This is a genomic window from Pantoea sp. EEL5 (assembly GCF_049892805.1).
Taxonomy (GTDB): domain Bacteria; phylum Pseudomonadota; class Gammaproteobacteria; order Enterobacterales; family Enterobacteriaceae; genus Pantoea; species Pantoea ananatis.
On the sequence record NZ_JBNDNJ010000001.1, the window covers coordinates 1,847,621 to 1,867,719 of the forward strand.

Here is a 20,099-nt window from a genome sequence, read left to right on the forward strand (position 1 = left end):
CGATTATCAGGCTGAAAGCCAGGCGAACTCATGGAAGCGATAGCCCATCAGCATGCCCGATGGCCAGGCTTCAAGTCCGTTAACCTTCTTGCTGTAACCGTCCATGGAACTGATAAATGCCGGGATGAGCGTACCGCAGTGGTCATAGATCAGGGTTTGCATATCGCCGTACATCTGCTTGCGTTTGGCTTTATCACGTTCGCCACGTGCCGCAATCACCAACTGATCGAACTGAGGGTTTTTCCAGCCGCTCTCGTTGGTGGATGAGCTTGACAGGTAGAACTGTGAGAACAGCATATCGAGCGTTGGGCGCGGGTTGATCGAGCCGTAGCCCACCGGATCTTTCATCCAGTGGGTGCCCCAGTAGCCTTCATAAGGCACGCGACGCACGTTGACGTTCAGGCCTGCATTGCGTCCTACCTGCTGAATCAGCTGTGCCCCTTCCGTTGCGCCTTCCAGCGGCGGAGAGGTCACAATCTCAATGGTCTGCCCGGTCATGCCCGCTTTGTTGATATAAAATTTGGCTTTTTCGGGATCGAGCGGACGCGGTTTAAGGTCGGCGTTAAACAGCGGATGCCAGGGTGGAACCGGCGTGTCATTACTCACGTCGCCAAAGCCCTGCAGCACGGTTTTCACGATGATTTCTCTGGGCTGCAGATATTTCATCGCCAGCACGAAATCCGGGTTGCTGCCGGGTTTGATATCGGTTCGGATAATCAGGTTGGTGTACATGCCACCTTTGGTTTCAAGCACCGCATGGTCCGGCGTACGGCTGATGCGCATACTGTCCGGCGCTTTCAGGCCCGAGGCCACCTGAATATCGCCCGACAGCAGCGCGTTGACGCGGGCGGCCTGATCGGTCACACCCAGCAGTTCCACTTCATCCAGATGCGGTAGCCCCGGTTTAAAGTAGTTCGGGTTTTTGGTGCCCACGGTATTGACCCCGGGCGTAAAGCTTTTGCACACGAAGGGGCCGGTGCCGATCCCTTTGCTGAAATCTTTGGTGCCATCCTGAACGATCAGGAAGGGAGATGTCGTCAGCATGTAAGGAAGGTCAAAGTTGGGTGCCACGAGAACAAGCTGAACTTCATTGTCGTTGACAGCTGTAAGGGTCTTGAACTGTTCGGCAAGCTTGAATGCACTTGAGGCCACGGCGGGATCTTTATGGCGGTTAAGCGAGAAAATCACGTCTTTCGCGGTAAAGGGCTTACCGTCGTGGAACGTGACGCCTTTGCGCAGTTTGATGCTCCAGGTGATACCGTCGTCAGAATCCACCGACTCTGCCAGGCCGGGCTTAACCGACATTGACTTGTCGACCTCTGTCAGACAGCTGTAAAACATAAACTGGCGCGTGTAGTCGGCACTGTTGCTGCCTTTTGCCGGATCAAGCGTATCAGTCGCAGACGCGTTAGACATGCCGACACGTATTTTTCCGCCCTGAACCGGTTTGCTTTCTGCCAGCGCCATGCCGGGAAAGCCGATCAGTCCGGTGCTCATCACCGCACCGGCGGAAAGCAGCTTCATTAAACTGCGACGGGACAGCGTGCCCTCCGTGATCATCCGCGTCAGAGCAGGATTGGTTACGTCAGATTCTTTATTATCAATTTTACTCATCTGTACACCCTCATTACGTGTTCGAGAGAACATGGAAACATCCCCTGCGTCATTCAGACGGCGCATGCTGGCTGGCCGTTCCGCTGCCGGGCTGGCGAGTCGTCATTCACTGCGCGCCCAGAGCGGCCTGAAAAACAGTGTGAATTTATGAAAGGCGATCCTTTGCTTTGTAGTAGAGCCCGGCGAGCGGCAAAAACCACGGTTTTCCGTGATAGCCCGGCAGTGCAGGCCATGCCTCGCGCTGCCAGGGGTTATCGCGAGATTTCTCACTTATCAGATCGGCCATCACCCGGCCCATCCATACCGACATCTGCGTGCCATGCCCGCTGTAACCCAGCGAATAAAACACCCCGTCCTGTTCACCGGCATGTGGCAGACGATCGGCACTCATATCCACCATGCCGCCCCAGCAGTAGTCGATCTTCGTGTTAGCCAGTTGGGGAAACATTTTCGCCATTGCCGCATGCAGGATGTCGCCGCTGCGTGAATCCGACGTCGGATTGCTGATGGCGAAGCGCGCCCTGCCGCCAAACACCAGACGGCTATCCGCCGTGGTACGGAAGTAGTTACCGATGTTCATCGAGGTCACGTAGTTGCGGTTTTCGGGCAGCAGCGCATGAAGCAGCGCGTTATCCAGTGGCTCAGTGACGACAATAAAACTGCCCACCGGCACAATACGACGCTGAAACCACGGGAACGGGCCTTCGCTGGAGCAGCCGGTTGCCATCAGCACTTTGTCGGCCAGGATTTCGCCCTGGCTGGTGACCACCCGGTGACGATAGCCGTCGAGCCGTATCAGCTGAGTGACGTGATGATGGGTATAGATTTTTGCGCCACTGCGCACCGCAGCTTCGGCCAGGCCCACACCAAACTTGCCCATGTGCATCTGGCCGCCATGCTGTTGCAAGAGTCCACCATGAAAGTCACCACCGCCAATTTCACGCTGAACCTCATCTTTGCTCAGTAACTGGATATCGGGATCCACGGTGCGGCGCATCAGTGTCCAGGCGTCCTGCAGGCCGGAGAAGTGGGATGCCTTGCTGGCCAGTTTGAGCTTGCCGCACAGACGAAAATCGCAGTCGATCTGCTCTTGTTTAATTAACTGCTCAACATAGGTCACCGCATCGTCAAATGCCTTGTAGAAGCGACTGGCCTGGTCAAGTCCGTGGCTGCCAACCAGCGAGGCAAAGTTTTGCGCCACGCCGGTGTTGCAATGGCCGCCGTTGCGTGACGAGGCCTGACTCATCACTTCTCCGCTGTCCAGCACCACCACATTAATTCCGCTACGCGCCAGCGTCAGCGCTGCGGACACACCGGTAAAACCCGCCCCAATCACGACCACATCGGCCTGTGCCGGTAAGGGGGCTTTAGCGGCGGCGCTGAACGACGGGGCGGTGGCTTGCCAGTACGATTCCAGTTTCATGACGGTGTCCTCAAAGACCGACGACGCCAGGCAGGCCGCCAATATCTTTAATTTCGGTGTATTGATAATAGGGATTGGCCGGTTCATGCCCGCGATTGACCCAGACCTTATGCTTAATGCCCAGGTCGTGCGCGGTCATCAGGTCATAACGGAAACTGGATGACACATGCAGAATTTCGTCCGGACGGCAGTCCAGTTTTTCCAGCATGTATTCAAAGCCTTTCATCTGCGGTTTATAGGCACCGGCCTCTTCCGCCGTAATCGCCATATGCACAGGCGCGCCAAGACGAGGAATGTGATGCGGAATCAGGTCGTTCATTGAGTTGGTCAGCAGCACCAGCGGAAATTCTTTCGCCACTTTGGCTAATCCGGCGGGCACATCCGGATGCGGTCCCCAGGTGGCGCAGTCGGTGTAGATAAAATCACTGTCTGCCTGCTCCCATTTCACGCCCCATTTTTTACAGGTGCGCTGAATCGCATTGCTCACCACGTCGTAATAAGGCTTCCAGGCACCCAGCACCTCATCCAGACGATAGCCCGAAAAGTCAGCGACAAAGGCATCCATGGCATTCGCGTCCACCCGCTCCGCAAAACAGCGCTTTGCTGCACCTGCCATATCAAAAAAGATCAGCGTGCCGTAACAATCAAAAGTGATGAATTTGGGTTTAAACAGTGCCATGGAATTAACCTCGTTATTGTCAGGTGTGGTGCTTAAAAATCGATAAGTACGCTTTTCTGGCGCTGGCAGGCCTGGAACGCCTGGCGTCCCAAATCTTTACCAATACCCGAGCCCAGAAAACCGCCGGTTGGAATGATGAAATCGCCGGAGCGTCCATAGCGATTGACCCACACGGTACCGGCGTCAATCGCCCGTATCGCCCGCATGGCCCGTGGCAGGCTCAGCGTATGCACACCGGCACACAGGCCGTACGTATCATGTGCTGCCAGCGCCAGCCCCTGCTCTTCATCGTCGAAGGTCTGAATGGTCAGTACCGGACCAAAAATTTCCTGCTGTACCGCCGGATTATCCTGTTTCACCTGGCTTAACAGCGTGGGTTGCCAGAACCAGCCCTCATCGGTGTCCGCGAAGCGTTCGCCGCCCACCAGCACCTCAGCGCCCTGCGCTTTGGCATCTTCAATGACCGAACGCACTTTATTGCCCTGGCGCGCATCAATCAGCGGTGCATAACGCGAGGTGTCCTGCCATGTAACCCCTGGCCTGGCCTCACGACATAACGCCGCCAGCCGTTCCGTCAGCGCATCGGCAATGCCGCGCTGCACGATTAAGCGCGTACCCGCAACGCAGGCCTGGCCGCCATTTGCGGTGAAGCCGCGCAGAATACGCTGCGCCAGCACCTCAATATCCCCTGCATCATCGAAAACCAGTTGGGGGCTTTTACCGCCCAGCTCCAGCGTAACGGGCTTCATGCCGAACTGTGCGGCATCGCTCATGATGCGCGCGCCGGTCAGGGTGGAACCGGTGAAAGACACTTTGCGCACGCGCGGATGTCTGACGAGTGCGCTGCCCGTTACCGCCCCGCTGCCCTGCACGATATTCAGGATGCCAGCGGGTAAACCAGCCTGAACCGCCAGCTCTGCCATGCGCACGGTAGAAAGCGGCGTGAGTTCAGAGGGTTTCAGCACCACCGCATTTCCTGCCGCCAGGGCCGGCCCGCATTTCCACGAGGCCATCGACAGGGGGAAATTCCAGGGCGTAATCGCCCCGATCACACCATAAGGTTCGGCAATCAGCATTCCCAGGCTGCTATCCCGCGTGGGAAACAGGTCACCGCTGTATTTGTCAGCACATTCGGCATAGAAACGAATGGCTTCGGCGGTGAAGGGAATTTCATGCTGCACCACGTCGGCGATCGGACGCGTTGAGCCAAGTGCTTCAAGCTGGGCCAGCAGCAGATCCTGTTCGATTAAGTCCGCCCAGCGGCGCAAAACCCGACCGCGTTCACGGGGGGAACAACCTGACCAGCCGCTGGTTTTTAGTGCCTGATGCGCCGTCATCACGGCACGATCAACATCGTCCGCCTGCGCTTCATGCAGGGTGGCAAAAACACGACCATCTGAGGGGCGTTTTACGGCAAAAGATTCGCCTTGTGTTTGCACATGTTTCCCGCCGATATAATGGCCTAACGGGAGTGGCACGCTTTCCGGGTCGAAACTCAACATGGAAGAATCCTTATTTGTTACACCCATCACACTCTGGATTGGTTAAATTTCGGCAATGCTTTTCTGAATAAGTAATTAGGTAATGCAGAAAGTATGCCAGCCGTTAAAAAAATAAAAATGCGTTTAAAACGACGCAAAAAAATTTTTCTGCCGTATTAATGACGGATTTATTGCGGAATTGCCGAAGCGTTAAACAGATGATTTACCTCACAAAAAACCCGCATTGCTTTGGTGCATTGCGCATGAAACTTGCACTAAAAAGGAGAAAAGGCGCAAAAACCAGATCTGACGCACAAAAAAAAAGCGCCAGCATAACGATTATGCTGGCGCCTGAATTCAGGTATTACGTCTTAAATTACAAACTGCCGAGATGGAATGTTTTTTGTTCCAGATATTCATCAATTCCGTAACGTGAACCTTCACGACCGATTCCCGATAATTTAACGCCGCCAAAGGGCGCCACTTCTAAAGAGATCACGCCCGTATTAAATCCTACCATGCCAAATTCCAGCGCTTCCGCTACCCGCCAGGCGCGTCGAATATTCTCCGTAAAGAAATACGCGCCCAGGCCATAAGGCGTGTCGTTCGCCATCGCCAATGCCTGCGCCTCATCGTCAAACACAAACAGTGGTGCCACCGGGCCAAAGGTCTCTTCCTGCGCAATGCGCATCTCACTCGTCACCTGCCCCAGAACGGTAGGCTGAACCCAGGTTCCCGCTCCGCTGCTGATGCCGCCCGTTAACAGCGTCGCCCCTTTCTGTAAGGCATCGTCGATATGTGCATTGACCTTTTCAACCGCGGCGGTATTGATCAGGGGCCCGAGGGTGCTACCGGCCGCAAATCCGTCGCCCACCTTGAGGGTGGCCACGGCTTCCAGTAAGCGGGCGGAAAAGCGTTCATAGATGTTGCGCTGTACCAGAATCCGGTTGGCGCAGACACAGGTTTGCCCGGCGTTACGGAATTTGCTGGTCATGACGCCAGCCACCGCGATCTCAATATCGGCGTCATCGAAAACGATTAACGGCGCGTTGCCGCCCAGTTCCAGACTCAACCGTTTTACGCTGTCGGCACATTGTTTCATCAGTAACTGACCCACACGGGTTGAGCCGGTGAATGAAATTTTACGCACCAGGCGGCTTTCAGTCAGGGCGGCGCCAATTTCCGTCGGCATACCGGTAACCACCTGCAAAACACCGGACGGAAAACCGGCGCGCTCTGCCAGTACCGCCAGCGCCAGGGCAGACAGCGGCGTCAGGTCAGAAGGTTTAACGATAATCGGACAACCTGCCGCCAGCGCAGGCGCCACCTTGCGGGTAATCATGGCAATGGGAAAATTCCACGGCGTAATGGCTGCCGCTACGCCGACCGGCTGTTTTAACACGATGATTCTGCGGTCGGACGTGGGCGCGGGAATGGTATCGCCGTAAATGCGACGCGCCTCTTCGGCAAACCACTTAACGAAACTGGCGCCGTACAGGACTTCGCCTCTGGCTTCCGCCAGCGGTTTGCCCTGTTCGGCCGTCATGATGATGGCAAGATCGTCGGCGTTATCGATAATCAACTGATACCACTTTTCCAGCAGTGCGGCGCGTGTGGCGTTGGGTGTTTTGGCCCAGTCATGGCGTACCGACTCCGCATGATCGATCGCCGCCTCGGTTTCTTTCCGCCCCAGCGCCGGAACCGTCGCCAGCGTCTCACCGGTTGCCGGATCGATAACCGGCAGCGTTTCGCCCTGATAACCGTTCTGCCATTGACCCGCAAACAGCGCCTGCTGACGCAACAGCGTGTGATCTTTTAGTTGTATACGTGACATCGCATCCCCCTTTGTTCAGATCTTTCCACTTTATCGGGAGGGGAGAAGCGCAGGATGTTGTTATTGCCGGCCAGAAAGCGTTCGCTGTGAGGATTTACGGCAGAAAAAAAATTTTATGCCGTTGCGCCAGGGCGCTGGATGTCCGGGGTCACTAAATCTGAAAATCGATGACCGGCTCATCGTCACCCGCGGAGGACAGTGCCTGCTCTTTAATCTCTTCAAGCGATAAGTTGGCGTTGCACAGCTCCAGAAATTGCCAGACATAGTTGCGCTGCAGTTGGCCCCGTTTCAGCCCCAGCCACACGGTATTAGCCTCAAACAGATGCGTGGCATCCAGCCTGACCAGTTCACCGCCCGGTTCGGTTTCACAGGCCTGATCGGCCAGAATACCGACACCAAGGCCAAGTTTGACATAGGTTTTCACCACATCGGAATCCTGTGCGCTGAGCACGATGTCCGGCTTTAAGCCTGCCCCCTGGAAGGCCCGGTCCACACGTGAACGCCCGGTAATCCCCTGGCGATAAGTAATGAGCGGATGGTGACTGAGCGCATTGAGCGATACCGGCTGTTGCTGCACCAGCTCGTGATCGTGCGGCACCAGCAGGGCATGATGCCAGCTAAACCACGGAAACGCCGCCAGGCTGCTGTTATTCACCAGCATCTCACTGGCAATTCCGACATCCACCTCGCCTGCCAGCAGCATGTTCACAATTTCCTGCGGCGAGCCCTGGTTCAGTTCAAGCCTGACGTTGGGATAAAGCTGGCGAAACGCCTTGATGACGGGCGGCAGGCTGTAACGCGCCTGCGTATGCGTGGTGGCGATGGAAAGGATACCGCTGGATTCATTGGTAAACACGTCAGCCAGACGGCGGACTTTACCGGCTTCGTCCAGAATGCGCTCCGCAATGGTTAATAGCGCTTTCCCGGGCTCTGTCATGCCAAGCAGCCTCTTGCCGCGCCGGATAAAGATTTCAACCCCAAGCTCATCTTCCAGATCGCGAATATGGCGACTGACGCCCGATTGCGAAGTAAATAGCGTGCTTGCGACCTCGGTAAGGTTGAACTCCCGTCGTGCCGCTTCGCGGATAATTTTAAGTTGCTGGAAATTCACACTATTTACCTCTCTTTACACAATCTGATAAACAGAGGGTAAAAAGGATTTTCGATAACTGGAAATACTAAAAAAGTTTTATTTATGCATTTGAAGCATATAGAACAGGGCGGGAGAGACGTTGAGCTGCATTCTGATGGACAGTCACAGAAAGGGCAGCGGCGCGATATCTACGCGCCCTGCTTCAGAGAAAGTGGGTCAGGACAGGCGTTCTAGCTGACCAGGGTGAGTTCCCGTTTTTCCGTCAGCGGTTTGTTCAGCAGCGACAGCAGGATATTTTTAACGGCCTGCGCCGGGGGCGATAAAGGTAACCGATGTGAAAGGTTGAGCGATAACGGCAGGCTGATCGTCGGGCTGGTAATACGCGCCATCCATGCCTGGGTGGAACCCACCAGCGCCCGGGCGGCGGATTCCGGCAATACGGTGACGCCCATCCCGCTGGATATCGCGGCGGTCAGCGTGGAAAGCGACTCTATTTCACCAATAATACGCGCACTCAGGCGGCGCAGTGAAAATGCCTCATCAACGCGCTGACGCACGGCACTGTAATCGCGTGGCAAAAACAGGCTCATCTGTGCCACTTCAGCCAGATCCACATTGGTACCCGGACAGGCAGTGGTGCCGACCAGATACAGATCTTCTTTGAGCAGCGGTAGACTGTTGATCCCTGCCGTCGGCGCACGGTCATACAGCACGGCCATATCCAGCTGCCCGCTAATAATGTTTTCATTCAGGGCGCTGCTGCTGTTTTCATGCAGATAAACAATGATATCCGGATACTGTTCCCGTACCGTTTGCAGCAATGGCATCGTCAGCGAGGAGGCGGCCGTTCCGGGAGCCAGTCCAATGGAAACCTGCCCTTTCACCACTTCACCGGCATTCATCACCGCTGACTGTGCCAGCTCACACTGTCGCAGAATAACGCGCGCATGGCTGTAGAGTAATTTTCCGGCTTCCGTAGGTGTTACGCCGCGTTTGGTGCGATTCAGAAGCTGCTGCTCCAGCTCACCTTCAAGCGTAGCAACCTGCTGGCTTAACGCAGGCTGGGCAATATGCAGCACTTCTGCTGCCCGCGTCAGGCTACCGATATCGACGATTTTCACAAAGTATTTCAGCCGTCTTAAATTCATCTTGCCTCCGTTGCTACGTCAAGGTTTCTGGCTGATCCGTATCAACCAGCCTGTATACAGATGAATTGCAATATGCAGACCAGGTTTATTCAGATCGCGAAACATGTCGGGAAATAATTGCTAAGCATCAGAATAAACAGCGTTTCTCTGTACCTCCAAAGAGGTAAGTCGGGGAGCACCGCCGCATTCAGGCGGCGACACAGGGTGAGCTGCACCTCAATAGTGCGAAACATGTCAAACCAGCGTGCAGCGTCGGCCCTGTGCCAGCAAAGGTTATCGACGTGCCAGCGTCCGGCCCGGTTATGCAGGAGAAAAAGCAGAAAGAGAGTGAGATGCGTTGCTAGGTTGCTGCGTGGCTGCGTGGCTGCGTGGCTGCGTGGCTGCGTAAAAGTCTAAGACTGTTGGCTGAGGAGAAACAGGTTTATTGCGTGAGCGGTTGATCGATTCGAAACGTCTTCCCACCTGTAACGCTCAATACGCTAACGGTTTTTTAAAAGGTCAGAAAGGCGACTACGCAAACGCATGTATGTTGTTGCAAGGCGGCGATTCTCTGGCACCAGAGAAAACCCCCACGGGATTCCGTTTAAACGCTTTTTGGTTTTGCTGTCTTTTGTTCACCCCAGCCAGCGAAGTGCGAATACGCAAACGCATGTGTGTTGTAGCAAGGCGGCGCCAGGCGCTTAGGCCCAGGAGCATAGTAAACTATGTGACTGGGATAAGCGCCTGGTGCCAACGCCGCTACGGCGCAAAGGCGGCAGCGTATTTTAGCGTTTAGCGCGATTGCGTCGCATATCGATGGTAACTGCGGCAACAATGATGATGCCTTTGATGATGTCCTGGATATAGGCATCCACCCCAACAAAGGTGAATCCGCTTTTAATCAGACCAAGAATTACCGCACCAATCAGCGTGCCGGTAATACGGCCCACTCCACCCATCAGGCTGCTGCCGCCGATCACCGCTGCGGCAATCGCATCCAGTTCGTAGCCCACGCCCATGCTTGACTGGCCGCTGCTGACGCGTGCCGCCAGCACTACGCCTGCCAGGCCTGACAGCGCCCCCGCAATGGTGTAAACCATGATCAGGTATTTGTTGACGTTAATGCCGGACACTTTGGCCGACGTCATATTGCCGCCGATGGCATAAACATATTTGCCATAACGGGTATGTTTCAGCGCAACGTGAAACACCAGCGCCACAACCAGAAAAATCACCACCGGCATGGCGCCCTGACCAATAGAGGTGAATCCATCGGACAGAAAACTGATGGGGTTACCCTGGGTGTAATACTGCGCCAGACCGCGCGCAGAAACCATCATGCCCAGTGTGGCAATAAAAGGTGGGATGCCGGTGCGGGTAATCAATACGCCATTGATCAACCCGCACAGTAAACCGACGCCAATACCGGCAGCAATCGGCACGGCCGCAGGCATATTCACCAGGGATGGAAACATCGGCGTCAGCGTATCTGAGGTTTGCGCCAGGCTGGCAGCCACCACCGCAGTCAACGCAATCACCGAACCGGAAGAGAGATCGATACCGGTCGTAATGATCACCTGGGTTACACCGACGGCGATGATACCGATGATAGCGACCTGCAATACGATTAAAATCAGGCGGTTCGTGTTCATCAGGAACGACTGATCGCGAACATACCAGCCAAAAATTTCAAAAATTAAGGCAATCCCCACCATTACCACAAAGATGCCGGTATCCTTTGGAACCCGGTGACGCAGGCTTGCCAGGAAAGAGGGTTGTTGCTGAGAAGCCTGAGCGGCCGTGGCTTTCATATTACTCATCGTGGTTTCGCGCCTCATTCGGATGCTAACGACAAAATAGTTTCCTGATCGGCCTCTTCTTTATCGAGGATGCCGGTAATGCGCCCACCATGCATCACCATGATGCGGTCACTCATGCCCAGAATTTCAGGCAGCTCTGAGGACACCATAATGATGGCAACGCCACGGTTGGCAAGCTCACTAATCAAACGATAAATTTCTGCTTTTGCCCCAACATCAATGCCGCGCGTCGGCTCATCCAGGATCAGGATTTTCGGTTGAGCCAATAGCCAGCGGGCGATAAGCACTTTCTGCTGATTGCCGCCGCTCAGGTTATTGATGATTTGATCCATGGTAGGGGTTTTAATATTCAGACGGCGAATTTGATCCATGCAGTCCTGAGCCATTTTGACATGGCTGACAAAGCCGCTTTTGCCGCTGTATTCCGGCATGTTGACAATGCTCATGTTCTCCAGCACCGACAACACCAAAAACAATCCTGACTTTTTACGATCTTCAGTCAAAAATGCCATGCCCTTTTCGATGGCGACCGACGGTGAGTCAATATTCGCCGGGATGCCGTCAATCAGAATTTCGCCGCTGTCAAAATGCGTCATGCCAAACAGGCTTTCCATCACTTCGCTGCGCCCGGCTCCGACCAGGCCTGCCACACCGAGAATTTCTCCCCGGCGCACACCGAAACTGACGTCGGTGAAGCGGTCTTTGCAGCTCAGATGACGAACGGTCAGCACCTCTTCCCCGATGGCATTGTTGAATTTAGGGAAAAGCTGTGTCAGCTCACGCCCGACCATTTTAGTGATCAGAGACTGGCGCGTGAACGCACTGGTGCTGTCGCTGCCCACCCAACTGCCGTCACGAAACACGCTGATCTCATCCGTGATGGAAAAGATCTCATCCATTTTGTGACTGATATAAACGATGGCTTTACCCTGTTCGCGCAGATCGCGAATGATGGTAAATAAATGTGCGACTTCGGTTTCCGTCAACGCGGAGGTGGGCTCATCCATAATGACAATGTCGGCATCCCAGGACACCGCTTTGGCGATTTCCACCATCTGCTGTGAGGCGATGCTCAGTTCGCCTACCATGCGGTCGGCTTTCAGTTTGATATTGAGCCGGTTAAGCAGCGCCTGCGTGTCTTTATTTAGCCGGGCATGATCGACAAAACCAAATTTCATCGGCTCCCGCCCCAGCCAGATATTCTCGGCCACGGTCATGTGCGGCACCAGATTCAGCTCCTGGTGGATCATTGACACACCCGAACGTAACGCATCCATGGTGTCCCTGAACTGCACTGGCTCCCCTTTAATCTTGATGGTGCCCTGATCGGGACGGTAAATCCCGATCAGGCACTTCATTAAAGTGGATTTGCCCGCGCCATTTTCACCCATCAAAGCATGTACCGTTCCAGAGCGGACGCGCAGCGACACATTGTCCAGTGCCTTCACACCCGGAAAGAACTTGCTGATGCCTTCGGCTTCAAGCGCAAAAGCGGTCATACATCACCTCCGTACTGCGGGTTCAGACGTTTATTTTTGGTTCATGCTGGTATATTTGGTGTAGTTGTCTTTGGTGATCAGCTGGAATGGGATATCAACAATCTTCTGCACTTTTTCACCGTTTGCCAGTTTGATTGCGGTCTGAACAGCGCCTTCACCCTGCCCTTTTGCATCCTGGAATACGCTGGCCACCATCTTGCCGTTCTTGATCATCTGCAACGCATCCGGTGTGCCATCCACGCCTGCCACCAGAATGTGTTTATCGTTCTTGCCTAATGCCTGAATGGCACCAATCGCCATTTCATCATTGTTTGACGCGATGGCATTGATATCATCGCCAGCGGTCATCCAGTTGCTCACGACATCTACCGCATCGTTGCGGCTGAATTTCGCCGTCTGCTTTTGCACCACTTTAATATTCGGGTATTTCGCCACTACGGCTTCCACGCCTTTGGTGCGTTCGCGGGTCGATTCGTTAGCCAGATCACCTAATAAAATGGCAACGTTGCCCTTGCCGTTCATCGCCTTCGCCAGGGCTTCCATCTGCAGACGGCCCGCCAGTTCAGAGTCAGAGCCCACAAACGCCATTTTGTCGCCTAGCTGGGCCTGGGGTTTACGGTTAACAAATACCAACGCCACACCGGCCTTGGACGCCTGATCGATAATGGGTTTTACAGCGTCAGTGTCGACGGGGTTAACAATGATGGCGTCAACGCCCTGTCCAATAAAGTTCTGTACCTGCTGGAGCTGCTGGGCCACATCGCCTTTGGCATCTTCGATCTGGCCTTTGACGCCATCTTTTTTCATCTCATTTTGTACAGCGTTACGCACAATCGTCAGAAAGTTGTCATCAAACACCGCCATAGAAACACCCACGGAAATATCTTTCGCCATCGCAGCGGCGGGCAACATGCAGGCTAACAGTGAGGCAACAATCGTTTTTTTGATGTTCATAGGGACCCTTCTTATTTGTTAACTTGCTAGCGATTTACGTTTTGAATGAAAAATATCTTTTACATTCACACCGCCTCGCCGGCGTTTTTATGGAAAATTTGAGGTAAGACGACTACGTTGATGCTTTTGCTAAAATCACCACTGCTTTTCTTATCCGCATGATTTTACTTAACATGCTGACGGTATCGTCCTGGCGCTGGTACGTCCATCCCACTTTCAGGCACCAAGCAGTTTGTTTATTCCATATATTTCTTTTTTGAAATTTTTATCATAAAAGCACTGAAACAAGCGTTTTGATATCGTCAAATAACAAAACTTTGACATGCGTCTAACATCTACTGAGAAATGGCGTTAAAGTGAGATCCTGTTAGCAGTTTGAAAAGCAAGCGAATGTGTCTGATATTCACCAATGCGCTGCTTTTACGAGCACTTAAACGCAAACCATGAAAGAGGGCTTTGACATCCCTAACCGGCGCCGCTACTATTCGCCCCGTTCTGACAATTCCTCTGTAGTTCAGTCGGTAGAACGGCGGACTGTTAATCCGTATGTCACTGGTTCGAGTCCAGTCAGAGGAGCCAAATTCTTGTTTTCAGGCATGCTTTAAAGCCTTTCAATCCGGTTTTATTACGTCTGCGTGAGAAATTTTTCCGATGCGTAGTGGGGTTAACCTGCGCATTCGGCAAAACAGCAAGTCTGATTGGCATCATTCCCGCTCGATAATAGCGTCATAAATCTGTTCCCCAGCCCTACGTGAAAAGCCTCAGCATCCCCCTTGTGATCGCCTTTTATACTGACTGATTCACAGCGTCTTTCTCTGCTTGTCCATCCTGACGGTTCACGCCGCTGTCCTCTCCGAGAGCGCCTCGACCAAAAAGAATCCCGCATTGCATCAGGTGCCCGTCACTGACTCCGTCTGCCATCCGCGCGACGCTATGCGTAACTGGCTGAAAAAGAAGATCAATCCCGCATAACCGCACTAAACTGGAAAAGTTGGTTCAGATTCCGACCTGCAGGCTGGCGCAGTAAAAGGAGGTATCCTGTTGAAAGCTGGGTTTTTCCGCGCTGTTCTGCGCCCGGTTTGGCTAACGTCTACACGGCCAAGGCTTTCTGTTTGTGAAGCGTGGCGCTGTCCGCGACAGCATTGGGCAAGGAAGCGCTACCCATAGCGCTGGCGTGGTCAGGTATGTTTACAGGCAACAGAAGTCTTGAGTCATGTGTTGATATAAAAATAATGGCTTTTATGGCGTCAGCTCCTGCCGATATCCCCTCCGTCTTAAAAAAGCGTCGTTCTGCGGTTTCTGAAAAGGACACTTAGGTTCACTCGTTCTTTGCCGAAAACAACATGGGTACGACAACACCATAACCGGAGAGAATGATGAAGGTATCGACACGACTGTCTGCTGGCTTTGCTTTTTTGATACTGCTTTTCGTCATCAGTTCAGCGGTTGCAATCAGCAATCTGCTTGAGACGCGTCAGAATATTGATGAGATCGTCAACACCAACCTTAAAAAAGTGACTTTGTCTAATGATGCAGGTACGGCGCTGAGAAACATGCTTGTTGAGGTGAGAAACATGGCGCTCTTCTCTGATCAAAAAGCAATTGAGAATGAGTGGGGCCGCTTTGAAACTCAGAAAGGGGTTTATACCCAGAAACGCACTGAGCTTGCATCCATGATCGAACGCGACCATAACCAGCAGGAAATTGGCCTACTCAGGAAAGTACAGCAGAATGAACAGGCCGCGCTCACGACACTCGCGACGGCGGCAAACATGGGCAGGCAGAGACAACTGAATGGCCTCGCAGATTATCTGACCAACGTTGTTCGTCCCCCTCAGCAAATCCTTATCTCCAGTCTCAACGAACTCACGGACATGCAGCGTGCCTTTGCTGAAAACACCGCCGTGGAAAGTAACGCATCCGCCAGCCGCGTTATCAAAACCTTTATTGCTCTCATCATTGCAACCGTCATTTCCGGCGCCCTGATTTGTTTCGTCATCAGCAGGAAGCTGATGCGGCAACTGGGCGGTGAACCTGCACAGGCTCAGGCGCTGGCCGCGACCATCGCTTCCGGGGACCTCACCTCCACCGTGCTGCTGCGTCGCAACGACACCAGCAGCCTGCTCGCCTCACTGGACAGCATGCAGGCCAGGCTGCGCGGCCTGGTATCGCAGATAAAGGATGCTTCCACTTCCGTGGCGCTGGCGGCCGACGAAATCGCCCAGGGCAACACCGAGCTGTCGTCACGAACCGAGCAGCAGGCGGCCGCCCTGCAGGAAACCGCTGCCAGCATGGAGCAGCTGACCGCCACGGTGAAGAGCAACACCGCTGGCGCGCAGCAAACCGCTGAATCGGCCCGCGATACGGCCCGCCTGGCCCGTTCGGGTGAGGCCGACGTTCAGCGGATGTCTGGCACGATGCAGGATATTTCCGTCAGTGCCGCTAAAGTCCGGGACATTACCTCGGTCATTGAAAGCATCGCGTTTCAGACCAACATCCTGGCCCTGAACGCCGCGGTGGAGGCGGCGCGCGCCGGCGAGGAAGGCCGCGGTTTTGCCGTGGTGGCCGGTGAGGTGCGCACGCTGGCGCAGCGCAGCGCCACGGCGGCCCGCGATATCAAAGTCCTGATTGAACAGGCCGTTGAGCAAGTGGAAAGTGGCGTTGCCGTGGCCTCCTCGACCGGGCAGAGCATCATCAAAATTGTCGGGATGGTCGGCGAGCTGGCGGAGGCCATGGACTCCCTCTCTCTGGCGTCCTCCGAGCAGATGCAGGGGATTTCACAGGTCAGCGTGGCGGTGAGTCAGATGGACGGCGTGACGCAGAACAATGCGGCGCTGGTCGAGGAGTCGTCTTCAGCCTCGCGTTCGCTGTCTGAACAGGCGCAGGCGCTGCGCGGTATGGTAGCGGCGTTTCATGTCTGAGAACGGGTTGTGGGTTCATGGTGAAGCATATTTTCTGTTTTCGTAGAGCATCCCGGTTCAACGGGTGCCGGCACAGGAATAAAGCCCTGATCCACAGCACAGAAAATCACAGGGTTCAGGCTGGCATTGCTGCCGTTGTTGCGCACGTATGACAACAATCGCCACACCCGGAGTAGCCCCCCCTTTCACGCTCTCCCGCCTGCTTTTTACAATGGCATTACACAGCGAATCTCGATGAGGTTCGCTGTTCACTGACGCCTCAACGTCGGAAAAAAGAGGATGCTCCCCGCAAGCCTTCGTCTGCATGGGTTTAAAACTCGACGACAATATTGCATTTGGGAATGCTACAGCACGACAAAATATAGCCCTCTTCCACGTCCTCATCTGTGATGCCGCCGTTGTGGTTCATCTCCACTTCCCCTTCCAGGCATTTCACCTTGCAGGTGCCGCAGATCCCCATACCGCACGCCTTGGGAATATGCAGCCCCAGCTTAAGGCGTCAGCCAGTGACGTTTTCTTCGCGTTTACAATAGCTCCGGCCACGTCATAATCAGCTTTGCCTGCACAGGCTCGGCCAGCAGGCTGGGATCGGGCTGCCAGCTGTCCCAGTCGCGAAATGCGCTGAAATCAAGCCCGGTCAGGGTTTCCAGTGAACGAACCGCCACGCGATATTCATCCACCTGCGGCACCGCTTCCGGTTGTAAAAGCGGCAACACGCGGCGAGGCTCATCCAGCAGCTTATCCTGACTGACCAGCAGTGCGGTGGCCTGCGGCGTGCCCTGTGGACCGATGCGCAGAACGACCTTCCAGAACAGCAGCGGGACCTGCAAATCCCCGTACTGCCGATGTTGATCGTTCAGTACCGGGCCGGTCAGTACACTAATTTGCTGTTTGGTTTTTAACACGCCGTATTCCAGGATATAGCGCTCAACCCCTTGCCAGTACTGCACGCTCTGGTTAAAGCGAAAATGCTGCGGGGAACAATTAGTGAAGTGGAACGTGTCTTTATTGGCGCGCACCGCCTCGGCCGCCGTGCCCCAGGTGGGATCGCTGCGGCGGGTGAGATGACCGCGATCGAACCAGCGACTGAACGCGCTATAAAACGACTGACCAGTAACATAGCGGCTGTCGATGCGGCTGTCTTCATACCAGCGGTCACCTTCGGGCAACAGCGAAGGTTGCCCACTGCCGCGGTCAATGTTGATATAGCGTGCCCCATCGATATTGGTGGCGGTAAAAAAAGCCAGCCGTCGTTCGGCATTCATCAGCAGAGAAAAGTGCTCGTAATTCAGCCTGGCATCAGCGCCGTTGCGCCCGTCACGCAGAGGGGCGACTTCCCCTGCACGCGGCGCGATAATCTGTGCCATATCGACAGGATTGTCAGCCAGAAAGTCTGCCTGAAAACCGTCGCGATTAGCGTAGTTTTCATCTGGCGCGGCGGCACTGGACTCAGGCAGTAGCGGTGCATTATCGGCCGTGAGCGCCTGCATCAGGATTGCCTGCCCATGCGGGGACAGCGCTGGCAACTCGCCCTTCAGCCAGTCGGTGAGCGCACTCATGCGAATGCCTTCGTTAACCCATTTTCCGCTGTCTTCTGTGGCGCCATGATGAAGGGCCACCAGCTGCCAGCCGTCGTTGAAGACGGGTGCTCCTGACGAGCCGCCTTCACTGTCGGCCTCATAGTGCAGAAACTGTTCGTGACGTGCTAACAGGGCATTGTTGCGCAGCGTGATTTGCTGTGGCGCACCACCCGGATGATGGATGAGATTGAGGCTGATGCCCAGCGCATGTTTATCATTACGATCGTTAAGTGCCAGCGGCAGCGGTTGCTCACCGCTGTCGGTAAGCGCCTCGCCAAGCGCTATTAACGTACAGTCGAACGCCTCCGTTGGGCTGGAAAGCCAGAAGCTCTCGGCATCCACCGCATAAAGACGTCCTGGAAGAATTTCGCCGGATTCGCCCTGGCGATAACCGAACTGCAGCGTGATGCGGCCCGAAATGGCGGCTTCAGGCAGCACGTGATGATTCGTGACGAAGAGGTTGCCATAGGTCAGAAATCCACTTCCCTTAGGTATGCCATCTTCTCTGACCAGCGCGACGGCGCGGGCTGCGCGTAACCCCTGCTGTAAAAATGACACCGGCAGCAAGTCGTTAGCGCCCATAATGACGCTCTGGCGGGCCCGCTGTTGAAACGCATAGCGCTGCGCTCGTCGTGAGTCCGGTTCCGCCTGCTGGCCCTGGCTGAGCGCAGTGCGCGTCTGCTGCCGTTGCCCGGCCGTGATCGCCAGCCTTGAGGCTATCTGCGCTTTCAGTTGCTCGTTCATTCGCATCTCCATGGTTGGGTTTGCTCTCTTTAACCATAGCTGTTTATCACGGAACAGGCGGCACATTGCGGCGCTGCGACACAGTGGCTAACCTGCAGAAAACATGGTCTCTATAAGACTGTTTCGGCGTCTTAAACTGGCCTTTCCTGACGATTTAAACGGCCCTGCCATGCGGCAAACTGTGGATGAAATAACCAGGCTGCTGAATCCTTCAGCAAACGATCCGAAAGCGGGTAAAACCGCTTTGACTCAGCATGCCGACTCCATTACTATGCGCCCTGTAGCACGATTCCTCTGTAGTTCAGTCGGTAGAACGGCGGACTGTTAATCCGTATGTCACTGGTTCGAGTCCAGTCAGAGGAGCCAGATTAAAAGAAGCCCGCTCAGGGAAACCTGAGCGGGCTTTTTGTTTGCTCTCGTTAGCACATTGCGCAGCCCGGTATGTTGTACCGGGCTTTTTTTCGGTTCATCGCAGGTTAGCGTGAACCAATAGAAAACGGCAGCCAGAACGTTTAGGTTTGTATTCGCCAAAACACACCCTGAACCTTCAAAGCCGCCGTTGCCATGAAGGATTCAGTGTCTCTACATACACTGAAATTTCCCACGACACGTTGCTCATCCGTCTTCAGTCCGCGGCTTCCCGGGCGCCATGTTGCCGCGGGTGTAACCGCAGTACTCCCCATATTCACGATACTTCCCTGCGACGCGTCAGATAGCGTGAACTGCCTGACCGGAAGGTCTGGCTTGATGTTCCCGTCCGCCGTCTGCGCTGCTCATCATGCGGCATTATGACCGAAAAAATCGACTGGTTGCCTGAGCGCCAGCGGAACACAGCCACCCTGTCAGCGTGGGTTGAATTCCTCGTCCGGCTGCTTCCGGTTAAGCACGTCGTCAGCCTGACCGGACTGCACGGGCATACCGTTAAACATATTGATTACCGGAGGCTGCAGCGTGAGGTTAGCCGGATTGATTGATAGAGGATCCTCTGCCTGTGCGGGTAACTGGCAAAAAAGCAGACCCGTAAGACACAAAAATCGAAGAGAGGATAAACTTAACGCATTGCCATAATTCACTTTTACCTGCCTTTTCCTGTGGTTTCAGGCAGTAAACAGACAGGGATGAGTAAGCACACTCCTCTCCCATACCTATTAGCATTATTTATTACTGGCAGCCATAGTTAACCAGCCGTTTACAAATACAAAAGCGAAATATGCAGGTAAAATTACGCGAAATTGCGGCATCGGTTTGCTCGTCCCGCCTGCGAGCCGGATGAAAAAGAACGTCAACGACACGACCATCGTGACCCAATATATTATCCTCGGCCAGAGAT

The 20,099-nt window shown here is 54.5% G+C and carries 13 protein-coding genes, 2 tRNA genes and 1 pseudogene; 4 read left to right on the forward strand and 12 right to left on the reverse strand.

The genetic code is table 11. From position 1 onward, the window contains the following. Window positions 1-6: 6 nt before the first annotated feature. The 10 genes from ACPXSQ_RS08800 to ACPXSQ_RS08845 form a co-directional block, all read right to left on the reverse strand. On the reverse strand, window positions 7-1,614 hold the full coding sequence (locus ACPXSQ_RS08800) for an ABC transporter substrate-binding protein (protein ID WP_014605500.1): 1,608 nt from the start codon (window positions 1,612-1,614) through the stop codon (window positions 7-9). 145 nt (window positions 1,615-1,759) lie between these two features. Then, a complete protein-coding gene (locus ACPXSQ_RS08805; protein ID WP_029568959.1) occupies window positions 1,760-3,037 on the reverse strand; it encodes an NAD(P)/FAD-dependent oxidoreductase in 1,278 nt (425 codons plus the stop codon). A 10-nt stretch (window positions 3,038-3,047) separates the two neighbouring features. Continuing rightward, the gene (locus tag ACPXSQ_RS08810) at window positions 3,048-3,716 is read right to left on the reverse strand and encodes a haloacid dehalogenase type II (RefSeq protein ID WP_013026293.1); all 669 of its coding nucleotides are present in this window, start codon (window positions 3,714-3,716) and stop codon (window positions 3,048-3,050) included. A 32-nt stretch (window positions 3,717-3,748) separates the two neighbouring features. Next, window positions 3,749-5,218, reverse strand: coding sequence for an aldehyde dehydrogenase family protein (locus ACPXSQ_RS08815; protein ID WP_014605498.1), 1,470 nt, complete (start codon window positions 5,216-5,218; stop codon window positions 3,749-3,751). 355 nt (window positions 5,219-5,573) lie between these two features. Continuing rightward, on the reverse strand, window positions 5,574-7,031 hold the full coding sequence (locus tag ACPXSQ_RS08820) for an NAD-dependent succinate-semialdehyde dehydrogenase (RefSeq protein ID WP_210494338.1): 1,458 nt from the start codon (window positions 7,029-7,031) through the stop codon (window positions 5,574-5,576). A 151-nt stretch (window positions 7,032-7,182) separates the two neighbouring features. Then, window positions 7,183-8,142 carry an HTH-type transcriptional regulator Cbl gene (gene cbl / locus ACPXSQ_RS08825; protein ID WP_013026296.1) on the reverse strand — a complete coding sequence of 320 codons (960 nt, stop codon included), beginning with the start codon at window positions 8,140-8,142 and terminating at the stop codon, window positions 7,183-7,185. A gap of 212 nt (window positions 8,143-8,354) precedes the next feature. Then, window positions 8,355-9,272 (reverse strand): nitrogen assimilation transcriptional regulator NAC, encoded by a 918-nt coding sequence (gene nac, locus ACPXSQ_RS08830; protein WP_013026297.1) that lies wholly within the window; start codon window positions 9,270-9,272, stop codon window positions 8,355-8,357. Window positions 9,273-10,036: 764 nt separating this feature from the next. Continuing rightward, window positions 10,037-11,062, reverse strand: coding sequence for an ABC transporter permease (locus ACPXSQ_RS08835; protein WP_172796950.1), 1,026 nt, complete (start codon window positions 11,060-11,062; stop codon window positions 10,037-10,039). Between the two features lie 23 nt (window positions 11,063-11,085). Further along, window positions 11,086-12,570 (reverse strand): sugar ABC transporter ATP-binding protein, encoded by a 1,485-nt coding sequence (locus tag ACPXSQ_RS08840; protein WP_013026299.1) that lies wholly within the window; start codon window positions 12,568-12,570, stop codon window positions 11,086-11,088. 30 nt (window positions 12,571-12,600) lie between these two features. Continuing rightward, the gene (locus ACPXSQ_RS08845; protein WP_013026300.1) at window positions 12,601-13,524 is read right to left on the reverse strand and encodes a sugar ABC transporter substrate-binding protein; all 924 of its coding nucleotides are present in this window, start codon (window positions 13,522-13,524) and stop codon (window positions 12,601-12,603) included. Window positions 13,525-14,027: 503 nt separating this feature from the next. On the opposite strand from ACPXSQ_RS08845, the gene ACPXSQ_RS08850 reads away from it, so the two are divergent. Together ACPXSQ_RS08850 and ACPXSQ_RS08855 are read left to right on the forward strand one after the other, a co-directional pair. After that, window positions 14,028-14,103 (forward strand) — tRNA-Asn (locus ACPXSQ_RS08850). Between the two features lie 797 nt (window positions 14,104-14,900). Continuing rightward, window positions 14,901-16,445 (forward strand): methyl-accepting chemotaxis protein, encoded by a 1,545-nt coding sequence (locus ACPXSQ_RS08855; RefSeq protein ID WP_041930834.1) that lies wholly within the window; start codon window positions 14,901-14,903, stop codon window positions 16,443-16,445. A 310-nt stretch (window positions 16,446-16,755) separates the two neighbouring features. On the opposite strand, the pseudogene ACPXSQ_RS08860 reads toward ACPXSQ_RS08855, so the two are convergent. Together ACPXSQ_RS08860 and ACPXSQ_RS08865 are read right to left on the reverse strand one after the other, a co-directional pair. Next, window positions 16,756-16,938 (reverse strand): annotated as a pseudogene (locus tag ACPXSQ_RS08860) (2Fe-2S iron-sulfur cluster-binding protein); the annotation flags it as partial. 31 nt (window positions 16,939-16,969) lie between these two features. Beyond that, complete coding sequence (locus ACPXSQ_RS08865; protein WP_426143442.1) at window positions 16,970-18,769, reverse strand: DNA/RNA non-specific endonuclease; 1,800 nt, start codon at window positions 18,767-18,769, stop codon at window positions 16,970-16,972. Between the two features lie 290 nt (window positions 18,770-19,059). Between ACPXSQ_RS08865 and ACPXSQ_RS08870 the strand changes: the two genes are divergently transcribed. After that, window positions 19,060-19,135, forward strand: a tRNA-Asn gene (locus tag ACPXSQ_RS08870). Window positions 19,136-19,557: 422 nt separating this feature from the next. Beyond that, the gene (locus tag ACPXSQ_RS08875) at window positions 19,558-19,743 is read left to right on the forward strand and encodes a hypothetical protein (RefSeq protein ID WP_105088270.1); all 186 of its coding nucleotides are present in this window, start codon (window positions 19,558-19,560) and stop codon (window positions 19,741-19,743) included. The last annotated feature ends 356 nt before the right edge of the window (window positions 19,744-20,099 follow it).